Annotated in this window: 17 protein-coding genes; 10 read left to right on the forward strand and 7 right to left on the reverse strand. The window is 57.4% G+C overall.

What is annotated here, in order from left to right; all coding sequences use genetic code 11:
* Positions 1–328 precede the first annotated feature (328 nt).
* From AC2FF7_RS20690 to AC2FF7_RS20720, 7 genes are read left to right on the forward strand one after another with little or no spacing between them, the layout of a single operon-like run.
* A complete protein-coding gene (locus AC2FF7_RS20690; RefSeq protein WP_170356719.1) occupies positions 329–1033 on the forward strand; it encodes a response regulator transcription factor in 705 nt (234 codons plus the stop codon).
* 31 nt (positions 1034–1064) lie between these two features.
* Positions 1065–2783, forward strand: coding sequence for an ATP-binding protein (locus AC2FF7_RS20695; protein WP_170356718.1), 1719 nt, complete (start codon positions 1065–1067; stop codon positions 2781–2783).
* A 3-nt stretch (positions 2784–2786) separates the two neighbouring features.
* The gene (locus tag AC2FF7_RS20700; RefSeq protein ID WP_480870321.1) at positions 2787–3257 is read left to right on the forward strand and encodes an HPr kinase/phosphorylase; all 471 of its coding nucleotides are present in this window, start codon (positions 2787–2789) and stop codon (positions 3255–3257) included.
* Entirely contained in the window at positions 3254–4132 is an 879-nt protein-coding gene (rapZ, locus tag AC2FF7_RS20705; protein ID WP_234899570.1) for an RNase adapter RapZ, read from the forward strand. Before AC2FF7_RS20700 ends, rapZ begins: the two co-directional genes overlap by 4 nt.
* On the forward strand, positions 4129–4536 hold the full coding sequence (locus AC2FF7_RS20710; protein WP_170356716.1) for a PTS sugar transporter subunit IIA: 408 nt from the start codon (positions 4129–4131) through the stop codon (positions 4534–4536). The genes rapZ and AC2FF7_RS20710 overlap by 4 nt, the downstream gene beginning before the upstream one ends.
* Before the next feature lie 2 nt (positions 4537–4538).
* Positions 4539–4808, forward strand: coding sequence for an HPr family phosphocarrier protein (locus tag AC2FF7_RS20715; RefSeq protein WP_170356715.1), 270 nt, complete (start codon positions 4539–4541; stop codon positions 4806–4808).
* Between the two features lie 39 nt (positions 4809–4847).
* A complete protein-coding gene (locus AC2FF7_RS20720; protein ID WP_170756054.1) occupies positions 4848–5747 on the forward strand; it encodes a lysophospholipid acyltransferase family protein in 900 nt (299 codons plus the stop codon).
* 74 nt (positions 5748–5821) lie between these two features.
* Here AC2FF7_RS20720 and AC2FF7_RS20725 read toward each other — a convergent pair whose 3' ends face one another.
* Positions 5822–6697: a 3-hydroxybutyryl-CoA dehydrogenase gene (locus AC2FF7_RS20725; protein WP_496906258.1), complete on the reverse strand. Its 876-nt coding sequence runs from the start codon at positions 6695–6697 to the stop codon at positions 5822–5824.
* A gap of 162 nt (positions 6698–6859) precedes the next feature.
* Between AC2FF7_RS20725 and AC2FF7_RS20730 the strand changes: the two genes are divergently transcribed.
* Positions 6860–7681, forward strand: coding sequence for a DUF6473 family protein (locus AC2FF7_RS20730; protein ID WP_234899569.1), 822 nt, complete (start codon positions 6860–6862; stop codon positions 7679–7681).
* Between the two features lie 62 nt (positions 7682–7743).
* Here AC2FF7_RS20730 and AC2FF7_RS20735 read toward each other — a convergent pair whose 3' ends face one another.
* From AC2FF7_RS20735 to AC2FF7_RS20760, 6 genes are all read right to left on the reverse strand, one after another.
* On the reverse strand, positions 7744–8673 hold the full coding sequence (locus AC2FF7_RS20735) for an electron transfer flavoprotein subunit alpha/FixB family protein (RefSeq protein ID WP_170756053.1): 930 nt from the start codon (positions 8671–8673) through the stop codon (positions 7744–7746).
* Positions 8673–9431: an electron transfer flavoprotein subunit beta/FixA family protein gene (locus AC2FF7_RS20740; protein ID WP_170356711.1), complete on the reverse strand. Its 759-nt coding sequence runs from the start codon at positions 9429–9431 to the stop codon at positions 8673–8675. The genes AC2FF7_RS20735 and AC2FF7_RS20740 overlap by 1 nt, the downstream gene beginning before the upstream one ends.
* 172 nt (positions 9432–9603) lie before the next feature.
* Positions 9604–10176, reverse strand: coding sequence for a cob(I)yrinic acid a,c-diamide adenosyltransferase (locus tag AC2FF7_RS20745; RefSeq protein WP_170356710.1), 573 nt, complete (start codon positions 10174–10176; stop codon positions 9604–9606).
* Positions 10177–10380, reverse strand: a complete 204-nt coding sequence (locus AC2FF7_RS20750; RefSeq protein WP_170356709.1) for a twin transmembrane helix small protein — start codon at positions 10378–10380, stop codon at positions 10177–10179. It lies immediately after the preceding gene.
* 77 nt (positions 10381–10457) lie between these two features.
* Positions 10458–11285 carry an SDR family oxidoreductase gene (locus AC2FF7_RS20755; protein WP_480870312.1) on the reverse strand — a complete coding sequence of 276 codons (828 nt, stop codon included), beginning with the start codon at positions 11283–11285 and terminating at the stop codon, positions 10458–10460.
* Between the two features lie 69 nt (positions 11286–11354).
* Positions 11355–11966: an SH3 domain-containing protein gene (locus tag AC2FF7_RS20760; RefSeq protein WP_496906259.1), complete on the reverse strand. Its 612-nt coding sequence runs from the start codon at positions 11964–11966 to the stop codon at positions 11355–11357.
* Between the two features lie 201 nt (positions 11967–12167).
* On the opposite strand from AC2FF7_RS20760, the gene parC reads away from it, so the two are divergent.
* Positions 12168–14516: a DNA topoisomerase IV subunit A gene (gene parC, locus AC2FF7_RS20765; RefSeq protein ID WP_170756049.1), complete on the forward strand. Its 2349-nt coding sequence runs from the start codon at positions 12168–12170 to the stop codon at positions 14514–14516.
* A 97-nt stretch (positions 14517–14613) separates the two neighbouring features.
* Positions 14614–15207 carry a hypothetical protein gene (locus tag AC2FF7_RS20770; RefSeq protein WP_170356706.1) on the forward strand — a complete coding sequence of 198 codons (594 nt, stop codon included), beginning with the start codon at positions 14614–14616 and terminating at the stop codon, positions 15205–15207.
* Positions 15208–15397 lie beyond the last annotated feature (190 nt).

Consider the following 15397-nt stretch of genomic DNA (forward strand, 5'->3'; position numbering starts at 1 on the left):
CGGCGCGTTGGCGGTTGGGCCGGATGCGCCATTGGGCAATTAGCCGGGAAAAACCGGCGGATGGCCGCGTCTTACCACGGTCATTCGGGACATGAACAGGAGGGTTTGACGCAGTTAGCGCAACCAAGCCCAAGTTTAGCGCCATCACAAATTTCCTGTCGGAAATCAAAGCGCCTTTCCGGCAACATTAACGGCTTTTTTGCTGCATCTATGTGACAACAATCGCACGATTCGCAGTTACGGATTGATTCGCGGCCTTAAAAACGCCAGAAATGCCATACTAATAAGCGATAAATTGCATGAGTGAGCAGGAATAGGGGTTAACCCGATGTCAAAGATTGCATTGGTGGATGACGACAGAAACATTCTGACGTCCGTATCCATGACTCTCGAAGCCGAAGGTTTTGAGGTTGAAACATATAATGACGGGCAGGCCGCGCTAGACGCCTTCAACAAGAAACTGCCTGACATGGCTGTGCTGGATATCAAGATGCCGCGTATGGACGGCATGGATCTGTTGCAGCGCCTGCGGCAGAAGACCCAGATGCCGGTGATTTTCCTGACCTCGAAAGATGACGAGATTGACGAGGTTCTTGGCCTTCGCATGGGCGCGGATGATTATGTGAAAAAGCCTTTCTCGCAGCGTTTGCTGGTCGAGCGTATCCGGGCATTGCTGCGCCGACAGGAAGCCACTTCAGGTGACGCGACTGTCGCCAATACTGGCGACGCTAAGGTTATGGAACGCGGAGAACTGCGGATGGATCCTCTGCGCCATGCGGTCAGCTGGAAGGGAGAAGACGTGTCCCTGACAGTGACCGAGTTCCTGTTGCTGCAGGCGTTGGCACAGCGACCAGGCTTTGTCAAAAGCCGCGATCAACTGATGGACGTGGCCTATGACGATCAGGTCTATGTGGACGATCGGACCATTGACAGCCACATCAAGCGTCTGCGCAAGAAAATGCGCGCCGCTGATTCAGAGTTTTCGGCCATCGAAACGCTCTATGGCATTGGTTACCGGTACAACGAAGAATAAGAACGCCAATCTGAAAGGGTAGTTGGGTCTCGTGCGCGATACGGAACAAGCCAGCGAATTCAAGGATGGCGATGTCGTTCTGGGGGATGATTGGGTCATTCCACAGGACGGAGAATCAGGCGAGCTGCGCGCATCGCGGCGTCGCCGAAATCTGTTCGCCTTGCGTGAGTCCCCGCTGGCGCGCAAAATCGTTACTATCAACTTGGTGGCCTTGGTTATTCTGGTAACCGGACTGTTGTACTTGGACGATTCTCGTGAGGAACAAGTTCAGCAGACTGCGCGAAATATCGTCGGAAACGCGCAACTGGTCAGCAACGTCTTTGAAACACGGTTGCGTCAAACCGGCGATCAACCGTCGCAAGATGCCAGTCAATTGGACGTTGAAGACACTTTGGCCGGTCTGAGCCTGCCGCCGGGTGGCGAAGTTTTTGTGTATGACATGTCCGGCACTCTTATCGGTTGGACGCGCGGTGAGGCTTCATCATCCACAATGGCCGTGCTGCTGCGAACTGATGCCGAGGTTCAGACAGGCAGCACGCTGATCAGCGACGCATTGAATGCGGTGTGGAACGGTCTGACCCGCGTTTTCACGAATTACGATCCCAGCACGGCACCCACTTTGGCGCAGCGGGTTCAGGCTATTGTCCCCTCAGCGCTTGATGGCGCAACACAGGTTCAGGCGGTAAAGGACGAACAACGCGAGACGGTTGTTGTTGCGGCTACGCCGATCCTGCAGGACGGAGTACCAGTCGGGGCTGTTGCGATAACGGGCCCCGCAGGCGAAATTGACGCTCTGGCGCGACGTGAGCAAGAGCGTATTCTACAGATGTTCGTGGTCGCCTTGCTTGTCTCCATCGGGTTAAGCCTTGTTTTGGCCTCGACCATTGCAAACCCATTGGCGGATTTGGCCTCTGCTGCAGAGACGGGCAGAGACCGTGGCACAGGTATGAACCCTGGCCGTATCCGTATCCCTGACCTCAGTGCGCGGCCGGATGAAATAGGGCGTCTTAGCCGGGCATTGCGAGGCATGGTCACGGCGCTTTACAACCGCATTGACGCAAATGAACAGTTCGCCGCCGATGTGTCACACGAGATCAAGAATCCTTTGGCCAGCCTGCAATCCGCAGTTGGCACCCTGCGTATGGTCAAACGCGAAGACCAGAGGGACAAACTGCTGGGTGTGATCGAGCACGATGTGCGGCGGTTGGATCGTCTGGTCAGCGATATCTCAAATGCATCGCGTCTTGATGCCGAACTGGTCAAGGAAGAAGAGCAGCCGTTCGATTTGCTCAAGCTACTGGGCAACATCGGCCAGTATTTGGGCGAGGACGCGCGCGAAAAAGGCATCGATTACATCACGGATATGCCGAGTCAACCGATCGTGATCCACGGTCTCGAAGCACGCCTTGCACAGGTCTTTGTCAACTTAATCACCAATGCGATTTCTTTCTGCGAGGACAGCGATGCGATACGTGTCTGGGTCCGCCAGCGCGAAAACCGGGTCTTGATTGTGGTTGAAGACACCGGTCCCGGCATCCCGGAACAGGCACTGACGAAGGTGTTCAAGCGCTTCTATTCCCAACGCCCGGCCGAGCATTTCGGGAACAACTCGGGCCTTGGTTTGGCGATTTCCAAGCAGATTGTCGAAGCACATGGCGGCGTTATCTGGGCCGAAAACATTCGACCGACCGAAGCGGACATCACCTCGGATCCGCTGGGCGCCCGGTTCGTCGTCGGGTTGCCCGTATAGGTCATGCCGGACACCACGCTGTCGGCCGTTGAAAATCTGGATTCTGCAGTTGTTCACGCCACCTGCGTTGCGGTCGACGGGCGCGGTATCTTGATCATTGGCGCGTCCGGTTCAGGGAAATCCGCGCTTGGGTTGCAGATGATGGCGGCGGGCGCCGGGTTGGTTGCAGACGACCGCGTCAGTCTACGCATGAAGAGCGGAGCTGTATTAGCGGATACCGCCCCCAATATTAGCGGCATAATCGAGGCCCGTGGTATTGGCCTTCTGCAAGCTGTTCCGGTCGGGCCCGTCCCACTTCGTTATGTTGTTGATCTAGATACGCCCGAGCACGCGCGCCTGCCCGAACACGCAACTGTTCTCGCCCTGAGGCAAACTGTTCCCTTGCTACGGGCAGCGGCTGCCCCCAATTTGTCAGCAGCTCTTATGCAGCTTTTGAAAATGGGGCGAGTGGGTCCAGAATGGCCGAACGCATGACACAACAACGGATAGTTCTGGTGACCGGACCTTCTGGTGCGGGGAGATCCACCGCTATTCGGGTGCTCGAAGATTTGGGTTTTGAAGCCATAGACAATTTACCGATGGGCCTATTGCTTCGCTTGCTGGAAGGACCGGCGCGCGAGCGGCCCATGGCTTTGGGGCTGGATGCAAGAAATCGGGATTTCTCGACAATTGGTTTTATCGAACTAGCCGCGAAACTGCGCCGTATGGCTGATGTCGACCTGGCCACCTTGTATCTCGATTGTAGCGATGAGGTCTTGCTACGTCGGTTCTCTGAAACGCGACGGCGCCATCCAGTCGCGGCGAATGCCAGCCCTGAAACCGGGGTGATGCAGGAAAAAGAGTTGCTGGCGCCGATCCGAGAGATTGCTGACACGCTAATTGATACCAGCCCGCTCAACGTGCACCAGCTGCGGCAAGAGGTCGAACGTTGGTTCGCGCCACAGGGAGGCCGACATCTAGCTGTATCGGTCGAGTCGTTTTCGTATAAACGCGGGTTACCCCGTGGTCTGGACATGGTATTTGATTGCCGTTTCCTCGCTAACCCATACTGGCAGCCAGACCTGCGGGGCGAAGACGGTCGAAACCCGGACGTGGCGCGCTACGTTCAATCAGACGGAAATTATGCGCCGTTTTTTGAACGCGTGGTCGATCTGCTTTTAATCCTGCTTCCGGCCTATCGTGCCGAAGGAAAAGCGCATCTGTCCGTTGCATTCGGGTGTACGGGCGGTCAGCACAGATCGGTCGCCACAGCGGAAGCGGTTGCAAAGGCTCTTGCGGAAGGGGGGCAGCAGGTGGCAATTAGGCATCGCGAAATGGAACGTCGATCGTTGAATGTGAGGCCGGATTGATCGGGATCGTACTCGTAGCACATGGTGGGTTGGCGCAGGAATATCTTGCGGCCATGCAGCATGTCGTGGGAAAGCAACCTGGCCTTGCGGCGATTTCGATCGAAGCGGACCATGACCGCGAGGCCAAGCAGGCAGAAATCTGTGCTGCCGCCGACAGCGTTGATGTTGGCGATGGCGTCGTTGTCGTGACAGATCTTTTCGGCGGCAGCCCGTCGAATCTCAGCTTGCGCGCCTGTGCACCTCATGACCGACGTATCCTTTACGGTGCAAATCTGCCTATGTTGATCAAACTGGCTAAATCCCGCCACTTGCCAATTGGCGACGCGGTGCGGCAGGCGATGGAAGCTGGGCGCAAGTATATCAATGCGCAAAACGTGACCTTTGACCAAGAGCGGACCGACTAAGAATGACCACCCGAAGCTTGAAAATAGTTAATGAAAAGGGCCTGCACGCGCGCGCCTCGGCTAAGTTGGTTGAAGTGGTCGAGGGGTTCGATGCACAGGCCGAAGTGTCAAAAGACGGGCTTTCAGCGTCAGGCGACAGTATTATGGGTCTTTTGATGTTGGCAGCGTCGCGCGGAACGACTATTGACGTCGAGACGTCCGGACCGGATGCTGAGGCGTTGGCCGACGCGTTGGAAACCCTCGTGAACGACAAGTTCGGGGAGGGGTTCTGAGCGCATCAGCCGCGATATCAAGAACGGGAAGACCAGGAATTGGCGGAAACTACGCACGAGACCAAGACAGGCCCGGTTGTCGATGGGACCGAGGACCAGGGCGAAATCTACGACCGTAGAACCCTGACCTATGCGAACTCGTTTGACGACGCCTGGACCGCGACAGCCATTCGCGCCATCGAATGGTGCACCGGTAAGCTGACCATTTTGCGTATGGTCAACAAGTTTGAGAAGAAGAACGAATACTACCGGGGCCAGCGTTTCTGGGGCGGCGCGCTTGAGGTGATGGGAATCAATCTGACCACACCGCAGGAACAGATTGCCCGTATCCCCAAAACCGGACCTGTGGTCGTCGTGGCAAATCACCCTCACGGTATGGTCGATGGCATGATTCTGGCCGAGCTTATCGGTCAGGTGCGCAACGACTATCGCATTCTGACACGCTCGGTCCTGACTGGCCTAGATGAGGCCGCGACGTCGTTTATGATTCCAGTGCCTTTCCCGCATGACCCGGAAGCGCAGGCCAAAATGCTGGAAATGCGTGGTAAGGCGATGGATCACCTTAAAAACGGAGGCGTTGTAGCTCTGTTCCCGTCAGGTGTCGTTATGTCCTCGGATGATTGGTTCGGCCCTGCGATTGAACGCGAGTGGAACGTTTTCACTGCCAAGATGATCCGGAGATCCGGCGCGCAGGTGGTGCCGATTTTCTTCCCGGGCCGCAACTCTCGCGCCTATCAGATCGCGAACAAACTATCAGCCATTATGCGCCAGGGCCTTTTGCTGCACGAGATCGTCCGGTCTTGTAACAAGCCTCAATCCCCAGTCATTGGTGAACCTATATCGGAAGATGACATGCAACTTCTGGAACGCGATCCACGCGGTTTCATGGCGTGGCTCCGAAAGCACACTTTGTCCTTGGGCGAGACACGCGGAACCTGATCCGCTGCTTCATCGGGCTAAAAATATCTCGGGGGTGAGCCCGGACAACGTCCGGGCGAGGGGGCTGGCCCCCTTCACCGGGTCGGAACGGGGAACTCACCTCGATAGTCATAAAACCCGCGCTGGGATTTGCGACCAAGCCACCCTGCCTCAACATATTTCGTGAGCAATGGGCAAGGGCGATACTTGGTGTCCGCCAAACCATCATGCAGCACGTTCATGATGGCCAAACACGTGTCCAGCCCAATAAAGTCGGCCAGTTCCAAGGGCCCCATAGGATGGTTTGCCCCTAGTTTCATCGACTGGTCGATCGACTGCACATTCCCGACCCCTTCGTACAGCGTGTAAACCGCCTCGTTGATCATTGGCATGAGAATACGGTTCACGATAAAGGCCGGAAAGTCCTCGGCGCTGGCTGCAGTTTTCCCCAGCTTGTCGACGACGGCCTTACACGCGCTGAACGTTTCTTCATCTGTGGCGATGCCGCGAATCAGTTCGACCAGTTGCATAACGGGAACCGGGTTCATGAAATGAAAACCCATGAACCTTTCGGGGCGGTCCGTACGGCTGGCCAGACGCGTGATCGATATAGACGACGTATTCGATGTCAGAATCGTATGCGGCAGAAGATGAGGTTGCAGATCCTCAAAAATCGCCTGCTTAATCGCTTCGCGTTCGGTGGCCGCCTCGATCACCAGATCGGTCTTGCCCAGTCGCGGCAATTCCAGCGTGGTTGTGATGCGTTTCAAGGCGTTCTGTACCGCCTCATCCGTTATCTTTCCGCGTGATGCCTGGCGGGCCAAATTGCCTTCAATAATGGCCATCGCAGCGTTTAACGCATCCTGGCTGACATCGTTCAGAACAACATCATAATCCGCCAAGGCCAACACATGGGCGATACCGTTGCCCATCTGACCTGCGCCAATCACTCCGACTGATTTTACATCCATATTCAGGTGCCTCTGTCCCACGGGTTACGGCGACAGTATCGGCAGATGGGGGCGGGCGGCAAGAGGATGAGACCCATCGAATTTGCTTCAAATGCGCACATTAGTAATTTCTCAAGATATGCGGCTGCAAAGTGTCTCCCGGGTGAAAAATGGGTGAGTGTAATGAGCTATTACCAAACAGGCTCGGGGGTTCCCGAGGATGCCGTCTGCCGGTATTCGGGTTCGCGGCTTTGGTTTCGTGGTCCCGAGCGATCACTGGATACACCATATATGGCTTGCATCGGTGGGACAGAGACGTTTGGCCGTTTCGTCGAAACTCCGTTCGCGTCCGTTTTGGAAGACAAGCTTGACAGGCGGTGTTTAAACCTTGGCAGCCTGTTCTGCGGTGTCGACGCGTTGTGTCGCGATTCCGGTCTTCAGTCGTTGATGGACAAGGCTGAACTGTGCGTGTTGCAAGCGCCGGACCTACTTGGACAATCGAATCGCTTCTATCGTGTCCATCCAAGGCGGAACGATCGATTTCTGGCCGCCACGGATGATCTGATCTCACTATACCCCGATGTCGATTTTGCCGACGTGAATTTCGTGCATCACCTGATGGCGCTGTTACGCGACCATCAGGACGCACGTTTCGAAGCCGTCGCAGATGAGCTACGGCGCAATTGGTTAAAGCAGATGCGGGCCCTGCTGGAAAAACTGGACGTGCCAGTGATTCTTCTCTGTTTGCAGGTTGTTGGTCAATCGGATGGCGGGGACCCTGCCGATGAAGCAGACGTGCCATTGTCTCTTGGATTGCTGGACGCGGTTAGACCTTTTTGCGCGGCAATCGTGCGTGAGACTGTCAGCGTTTCTGGGCAATCGGACGAGCTTGAAGACATGCTATTCGGAACTTTGCAGCAGCCGATGGCTGAGTACATGATTGGGCCTGCTGCGCACAGGACCATAGCCGAGGCGCTGGCGGGTCCAATTCGGGATCTGCGCTAAGAAAAAGGCCCGCCATTTTGGCGGGCCTGTCAGATTTTTCGTCGAAAAGCCTCGGCTTAAGATCAGCCGAGTTTTTCGGTCAGTTCCGGTACGGCTTGGAACAGGTCGGCAACCAGACCGAAGTCAGCAACCTGGAAAATCGGTGCTTCTTCGTCTTTGTTGATCGCAACGATGACCTTCGAGTCCTTCATACCAGCAAGGTGCTGGATCGCGCCCGAGATGCCGACGGCAACATACAGATCAGGGGCAACAACCTTACCGGTCTGACCCACCTGCCAGTCGTTCGGAGCGTAGCCCGAGTCAACGGCGGCGCGCGACGCGCCAACGGCGGCGCCCAGCTTGTCTGCCAGGGTTTCGATCAGTTTGAAGTCCTCTTCCGAGCCGACGCCTCGGCCGCCCGAGACAACAACGCCAGCCGAGGTCAGTTCCGGACGATCGCTTTCGGCAACCTTGTCCTCGACCCACGAAGACAGACCTGGGTTGTCACCAACCGAGATCGTCTCGACCGCGGCCGAGCCGCCTTCGCCTGCAGCATCGAAGGACGCGGTACGGAAGGTGACGACTTTCTTGGCGTCGTTCGATTTCACGGTCTGGATCGCGTTGCCTGCATAAATCGGACGCTCGAAGGTCGAACCGTCAACCACGCCGGATGCATCCGAGATCACCATCGCGTCCAGCAGGGCTGCGACGCGGGGCATCACGTTCTTGGCGTCGGTGGTGGCCGGTGCGACGATGTGCTCATAGCCATCGGCCAGGCCCACGATCAGGGCTGCGGTCGATTCCGCCAAGCGGTGACCCAGTGATGCGTCTTCGGCAACCAGAACCTTGGAGACACCGTCGATCTTTGCTGCAGCCTCACCGGCAGCAGCGGCAGAACCACCTGCGGCCAGAACGGTCACGTCACCCAGCGCCTTCGCGGCGTTGACGGCTTTGGCGGTGGCGTCCAGCGCCAGTTCACCATTATTGACTTCGGCGAGAAGAAGAACAGCCATTACACAGCCCCCGCTTCTTTGAGTTTCGCAACCAGCTCGTCAACCGAGCCCACGACGATACCAGCGGCACGTGCCGGCGGCTCTTCGGTTTTGACGATTTCCAGACGAGGAGTGACGTCGACGCCGTAATCGGCAGCAGTTTTCTCGTCCAGCGGCTTTTTCTTCGCCTTCATGATGTTGGGCAGCGAAGCATAGCGCGGCTCGTTCAGGCGCAGGTCAACGGTCACGATGGTCGGCATCTTGACGCTGATGGTCTGCAGACCGCCGTCAACCTCGCGGGTGATCTTGGCGCTGTCGCCTTCGATATCCACCTCAGAGGCGAAGGTGCCTTGGCTCCAGCCCAACAGGGCCGACAACATCTGACCGGTGGCGTTCATGTCGTTGTCGATCGCCTGCTTGCCCGCCAGAACCAGACCCGGCTGCTCTTCCTCGACCACTTTGGCCAGGATCTTGGCAACGGCCAGCGGTTCGATATCGGTGTGCACGTCATCAGCCGCAACAACCAGAATTGCGCGGTCGGCACCCATGGCCAGAGCGGTGCGCAGGGTTTCCTGCGCCTGCTTGACGCCGATGGAAACAGCGACGACTTCATCCGCCTTGCCTGCTTCTTTCAGACGGATCGCCTCTTCGACGGCGATCTCGTCGAACGGGTTCATCGACATTTTGACATTGGCGAGATCAACACCGCTGCCGTCCGCTTTGACGCGAACTTTCACGTTATAGTCAATCACGCGTTTGACAGGCACGAGTACCTTCATTTTGCGCTTGCTCCTCACAAATAACGGTGAGCCGCGACGCGACTCCACCAATGCTCTCGGACGTCTGAATAACGTCTCAAGCCACACGACAACAGGGCAAAATCGTCATCTCGTGGGCTTGGGACGTCGCGTTTCATATTTTTTGACGCTACGGCGCGCTCAAGCCAACGCTTCAGCGGTTCGCGCCCGGAACCCACAGCACATCCGCCGAGCCGTTTTCGTTCGCGCAGCGGGCGGCCACGAAAAACCAGTCGCTTAGGCGATTGAGGTATTTTACCGCCACTTCGTTGACAGGTTCCATATTGGTCAGCTCAACCGCCAGACGCTCGGCCCTGCGCGAGACGGTGCGGCACACATGTAGATGGGCCGCCAGGCGTGACCCACCGGGTAGGATGAAGCTGCGCAGCGGCGCTAGCGCTTCGTTCATGGCGTCGATCTCAGCCTCAAGCCTGTCGATCTGAGAGGGTACGATGCGCAGCGGCGTGTATTCAGCCTCGGCATCCTTATCCATGTCGGGGCGGCAGAAATCGGCACCCAGATCGAACAGGTCATTCTGGATGCGCGACAGCGCGGCTTCGACCTCACCATCAGCTTCGGTTCGGGCGACGCCGACAAATGAATTCAGTTCATCCACCGTGCCATACGCTGCAACTCGACCCGAATACTTGGCAACGCGTTCCCCATTGCCCAAGGCTGTTTTGCCGTCATCGCCGGTGCGTGTGTAGATTTTGTTAAGTACAACCATTTACTGACCTCCCTGTCCGCGAAGCCAGACGTAGAGCACGATCAGCACCACGGCAATGAATTGAAACAGGATGCGCAGCTGCATCATCTTGTTGCTCTTCAGCGCGGCACTTTTCCCTGCCTTGCCGAAGTTTGAAATGCCGATCACCAGCACGACGACCACCGCCGCCATCGCCAGCAATAATACGACCATCAATAGGTCCATGGGTACACCGTCCGCGTTTTTTGCATTAGCTTACCATCTAGACCCATGGCGGAGAAAAGCGAACGGGTAATTTCGCCTCAGACGTCCGAGAGGATACGGTCAATCGTACGTGTTGGCAGAATGCGGCGCAGGTAGCCTGCGATGTAAGTTGGAGTCGTAACGTAGTAGCGGGGGCGCGGTCGTTTTGCCTCGACCGCATGGGCCAGCTTGTCGGTCACGGCGGATGCGGGCAGTTCAAACCGATCTGTGCCTGAGGTTTCGTATAGCCTTTTCAACAGTGTCGCCTGATACCGCTCGCGCAGGGCTGAGTTCTGCCAGTCGATGAAACGTTCGAAGAAAGGGATCGAGTTCTCGCGGATTTTCGAGGTGATCGGGCCGGGTTCGATCAGGCTGACCTTGATGTCGGTATCCGCCAGTTCCAACCGCAATGTGTCGGTCAGGCCCTCGATCGCATATTTTGTGGCCACATAAGCTCCGCGCCAGGGGAAGGCGACCAGTCCCAGAACCGAGGAGTTCTGCACGATTCGCCCGTGGCCTTGCGCTCGCATCACTGGGATGACCTGACGGGTCAGTTCGTGCCAGCCAAAGAAATTAGCCTCGAAGATCGCGCGCAACCCGTCGGTGGGCAGATCTTCGACTGCGCCGGGTAGACCGTGTGCGCCGTTATTGAACAGTGCGTCCAACGTGCCTCCGGTGGCCTCAAGCACCTCGGCCAGACCAGCGGCGATGCTGTCGGTGTCGGTATAGTCGATGCGGGGGCTTTCAAAGCCTTGCGCGCGTAGCCTGTCACAGTCCCGCTGCTGTCGGCACGATGCAAAGACGCGCCAACCGCGAGCGCGCATGCCATGCGCTGCGTCCAGCCCGATTCCGGACGAACAGCCGGTTATTAGAATCGATTTCTGCATAGTGTCCCCGATACCAAGCCTTACCCCTAGCTAGGGCGTGATACCGGGTGGGACAATCGTTGCACTGCGTCAGTTTACGGGTTTTTCGACCAGAGATGCCGATATCCATCCGACCTGTTGCTGCGGCAACACGCGCAGGCGAAGCCAACCTGTGCCCGAGTCGCTCAGGATTTCGACTTTCTGGCCAATGCCGACCTTTGCGATGATTGGATAGATCGTGCCGGGACCGTCGCGGAGATTGACCCGTGTTCCAGAAATCTCGCGAATGTCCTTCTCGGGCTCAGTGGGGGCAATCGGTTCCGCGATCTGTTCAGGCGCTTCTGGTTCGATCTGCTGCAGGCCGCTCACTCCATCTTCAAGCGATACGAGCGTAAAATTGGAAGTTTGATCATCAAAAACCGAAATTTCCCTGAGCGCTTCAACGCTTGCGGTTTCAGTCACAAATTCAACAACGGCCGGTTGAGGCTCAATCGGTTTGGCCCGGACGGCCGGGGTGCGGCTGGCGACATTGGTCACAAGATTTTGGGCAGGCGCAGGTGCGATCTGCACTGGCTTGGATTGGGTGGCGACACGCACAGGCTGTTCGGCACGCAGGCCGCGCGGTTCAAAGTCTGGCCCACCGCTCATGACGTAAAAACACCAGCCAAGTGCAGCGAAACTAACAACGATAAGGCGCGTCATGGCGCTTCCCCCGGGTAATCGTAAAAGATGAAATAGGCAGCAGTCTAATGACCGAGAGCTTACCATATCTGAGGTCTCGAGTCGAAAGATCGGGGGAAATCCGTCGGTTGCCTCCCCCTGTTGCAAAAAGCGCCACTTGTCCCCAGCAAAATGCTTGCCGGTTGCTTTACCGCGGCGCGCTTGCGTCGTATCACATCATATATGAACGACACGATCGACGACCCCAACATGGAGGCCCCCGAAGGTGGGGGCGAGGTAGCCGAACCGCTGCGCCGCGCGATTGGCGAACGCTATCTGACCTATGCTTTGTCCACCATCATGCACCGGGCGCTGCCCGATGCGCGCGATGGTCTGAAGCCGGTTCACCGGCGAATCCTCTATGCAATGCGCGAGCTGCGACTCAGCGCGACAGGGGGATTCCGTAAGTCCGCCAAGATCTCGGGCGACGTGATGGGTAACTATCACCCCCACGGTGATGCCGCGATTTACGACGCGATGGCGCGTCTAGCGCAGGACTTTAACGTCCGATACCCGCTGGTCGACGGGCAGGGGAATTTCGGCAACATTGACGGCGACAATCCGGCGGCCTCGCGATACACCGAGGCGCGGATGACCATCGTGGCCGAAGCGCTGCTGGAAGGTCTGAACGAAGACGCTGTTGATTTCCGTGACAACTATGACGGGACGCTGACTGAACCGGTCGTTCTGCCCGCACAGTTCCCGAACCTGCTGGCAAACGGGGCCAGTGGTATCGCGGTGGGCATGGCGACAAATATTCCGCCGCATAATATCTCGGAGCTTTGTGACGCCTGTCTGCATCTGATCAAGACGCCGGACGCGCGGGATGACACGCTGCTGAACTATGTCCCCGGCCCGGACTTTCCGACTGGTGGCGTGATTGTCGAGCCCCCTGAGAATATCGCGCAGGCTTATCGCACCGGGCGTGGATCGTTCCGCCTGCGCTGTAAGTATGAGGTCGAGGATCTGGGGCGTGGCCAGTGGCAGATCGTTGTCACCGAGATCCCATATCAGGTTCAGAAATCCAAGCTGATCGAAAAGATCGCGGAGCTGATCCAGACCAAGAAAATCCCCATCCTCGGCGATGTCCGCGATGAATCCGCGGATGACATTCGTCTGATCCTTGAGCCGCGTTCTAAAAACGTGGACCCCGAGGTGCTGATGGGGATGCTCTACCGCAACTCGGACCTTGAGGTGCGTTTCAGCCTGAATATGAACGTGCTGATCGACGGGGTGACGCCCAAGGTCTGCTCGATGAAGGAAGTGCTGCGCGCCTTCCTTGACCACCGGCAAGAGGTGTTGTTGCGGCGTTCGCGTCACCGCATGGCTAAGATCGACCACCGGTTAGAAGTGTTGGAGGGCTTTATCGTTGCCTTCCTGAACCTCGACCGTGTGATTGACATCATCCGTTATGACGATGATCCCAAAGCTGCTTTGATGCGCGAAGATTGGGGCATCGACCACGTTCGTGCGACGGACGAATCCGACTATGTCTCGCCCAAACCAGGCGAGGGCGAACTGTCCGAGGTTCAGGTCGACGCCATCCTCAACATGCGCTTGCGCAGCCTGCGCCGTCTGGAAGAGATGGAGCTGGTCCGCGAGCGTGACGCGTTGATGGAAGAGCGCGCCAATCTCGAAGACCTGCTGGCTGATCCCGCACTGCAATGGGCCAAGATCGCCGAGCAGTTGAAAGAGACCAAGAAGACCTTTGGTAAAGATTACGAAGGCGGCGCACGCCGTACCCAGTTCGCTGAGGCTGGTCAGGTCGAGGAAGTGCCGCTTGAGGCGATGATCGACAAGGAGCCGATCACGGTCGTCTGTTCGCAGATGGGCTGGATTCGCGCCATGACCGGCCATATCGACCTCAAGCGCGAGCTGAAGTTCAAGGACGGTGACGGCCCGCGTTTCATCTTCCACGCGGAGACCACCGACCGCCTGCTGGTCTTTGCCTCAAATGGCCGGTTCTATACGGTCAGCGCCGCCAACCTGCCCGGCGGGCGGGGCATGGGCGAGCCGCTGCGCCTGATGGTCGATCTGCCGAACGAGGCGCAGATCATCGACATCCTGATCCACAAGCCGGGGCGCAAGCTGTTGGTGGCGTCGGATGCGGGCAACGGGTTCATGGTGCCCGAGGATGACGTGCTGGCGCAGACCCGCAACGGCAAGCAGGTGCTGAACGTCAAAGGTGATGAAACGGCGGTGATCTGCAAACCGGTCGCGGGCGACCACGTAGCAGTGGTGTCTCAGAACGGCAAGTTCCTGGTCTTCCCGACCGAAGAATTGCCCGAGATGACCCGCGGCAAGGGTGTACGTTTGCAGAAATACAACATGGCGCGCGGGCGTCAGGGCACGCTGGAGCTGGATGGCGGTCTGTCCGACATCACCACTTTCAACTGGGAGGAGGGCCTGAAATGGTCCATGGGTGGCGACAAGACCCGGCACGAGGCGGATATGTCTCAATGGCTGGCCAAACGCGCCAGCGTCGGGAAAAAGCCGCCTTACGGCTTCCCGAGGGACTATAAATTCTCGTGATTTTGCGACCGCTTGCGGGGAATTCCGCCGATACGGCTTGGCACAGTCCGTATCGGTGCGCTAAATCAAAGAAAACAGGCCTATCGAGACGAGAGACATGTTGCGCATATTGACCTTGATCACCGGACTGGCCCTGTTGGGCGCGTGTACGCAGACGCAAGTGTACGAAGAGCCCGAGTCGCTCGGCGAATTCAAACTGCGCGTAAACTATGCCTTTGCCGAAAAGGCGGTTCAGGGACCGGTCTCACGCGACGCTACGCCGGACGAGTGGACGGCCGCGATCCAGAATGCGGTGGATATCCGCCTTGGCCGATACGAAGGCGCGCAGGATTATGATATCGGCATCAGCCTAGAGGGATATATGCTGGCGCCTCCGGGCATTCCGGTGATCTACAACCCACGCAGCACCGCGATTGTGCTGGTGAATGTCTATGATGTGAACAAGAAAGAATTCCTGGCCAAGGGCAAACAATTTCAGGTTCTGGAAGACACCACTGGCGGCAGCGCGCTCAAGGGCTCGGGCCATGAGCGTACCAAAGAAGAGCAGATGAGCGGTCTGGCCTTGAAGGTTGCGGACCGAGTCGAGGAATGGCTGGCCGAAGAACATCAACAGAACGGTTGGTTCAAAAGTCGCCCCGATCTGATCCAGCCGCTGGATTCCGGCGAGCTCACGCAAAATCCAGCGTCGTAAACGGCTTTTCCCTCAGGATGTGCTTGATTTTCCCCTGCGAACCAAATATCTCGCGCGCGCAGATGTAACCACGGGACCAAGGGTCCCCCAAATCGCAAAAGGGCGCCTGAGGAATGGCAAAGGAAAAGTTTGAGCGTACAAAACCGCACGTCAACATCGGCACGATTGGCCACGTTGACCATGGTAAAAC

The sequence above is a fragment of the Ruegeria sp. YTSC325 genome (assembly GCF_059609525.1).

Bases quoted from the DNA above. Each gene is read 5' to 3' on its own strand.
- AC2FF7_RS20690 (WP_170356719.1), top strand. From the start codon at position 329: ATGTCAAAGATTGCATTGGTGGATGACGACAGAAACATTCTGACGTCC.
- AC2FF7_RS20700 (WP_480870321.1), top strand. From the start codon at position 2,787: ATGCCGGACACCACGCTGTCGGCCGTTGAAAATCTGGATTCTGCAGTT.
- rapZ (WP_234899570.1), top strand. From the start codon at position 3,254: ATGACACAACAACGGATAGTTCTGGTGACCGGACCTTCTGGTGCGGGG.
- AC2FF7_RS20715 (WP_170356715.1), top strand. From the start codon at position 4,539: ATGACCACCCGAAGCTTGAAAATAGTTAATGAAAAGGGCCTGCACGCG.
- AC2FF7_RS20725 (WP_496906258.1), bottom strand. From the start codon at position 6,697: ATGGATGTAAAATCAGTCGGAGTGATTGGCGCAGGTCAGATGGGCAAC.
- AC2FF7_RS20730 (WP_234899569.1), top strand. From the start codon at position 6,860: ATGAGCTATTACCAAACAGGCTCGGGGGTTCCCGAGGATGCCGTCTGC.
- AC2FF7_RS20735 (WP_170756053.1), bottom strand. From the start codon at position 8,673: ATGGCTGTTCTTCTTCTCGCCGAAGTCAATAATGGTGAACTGGCGCTG.
- AC2FF7_RS20740 (WP_170356711.1), bottom strand. From the start codon at position 9,431: ATGAAGGTACTCGTGCCTGTCAAACGCGTGATTGACTATAACGTGAAA.
- AC2FF7_RS20745 (WP_170356710.1), bottom strand. From the start codon at position 10,176: ATGGTTGTACTTAACAAAATCTACACACGCACCGGCGATGACGGCAAA.
- AC2FF7_RS20750 (WP_170356709.1), bottom strand. From the start codon at position 10,380: ATGGACCTATTGATGGTCGTATTATTGCTGGCGATGGCGGCGGTGGTC.
- AC2FF7_RS20755 (WP_480870312.1), bottom strand. From the start codon at position 11,285: ATGCAGAAATCGATTCTAATAACCGGCTGTTCGTCCGGAATCGGGCTG.
- AC2FF7_RS20760 (WP_496906259.1), bottom strand. From the start codon at position 11,966: ATGACGCGCCTTATCGTTGTTAGTTTCGCTGCACTTGGCTGGTGTTTT.
- parC (WP_170756049.1), top strand. From the start codon at position 12,168: ATGAACGACACGATCGACGACCCCAACATGGAGGCCCCCGAAGGTGGG.
- AC2FF7_RS20770 (WP_170356706.1), top strand. From the start codon at position 14,614: ATGTTGCGCATATTGACCTTGATCACCGGACTGGCCCTGTTGGGCGCG.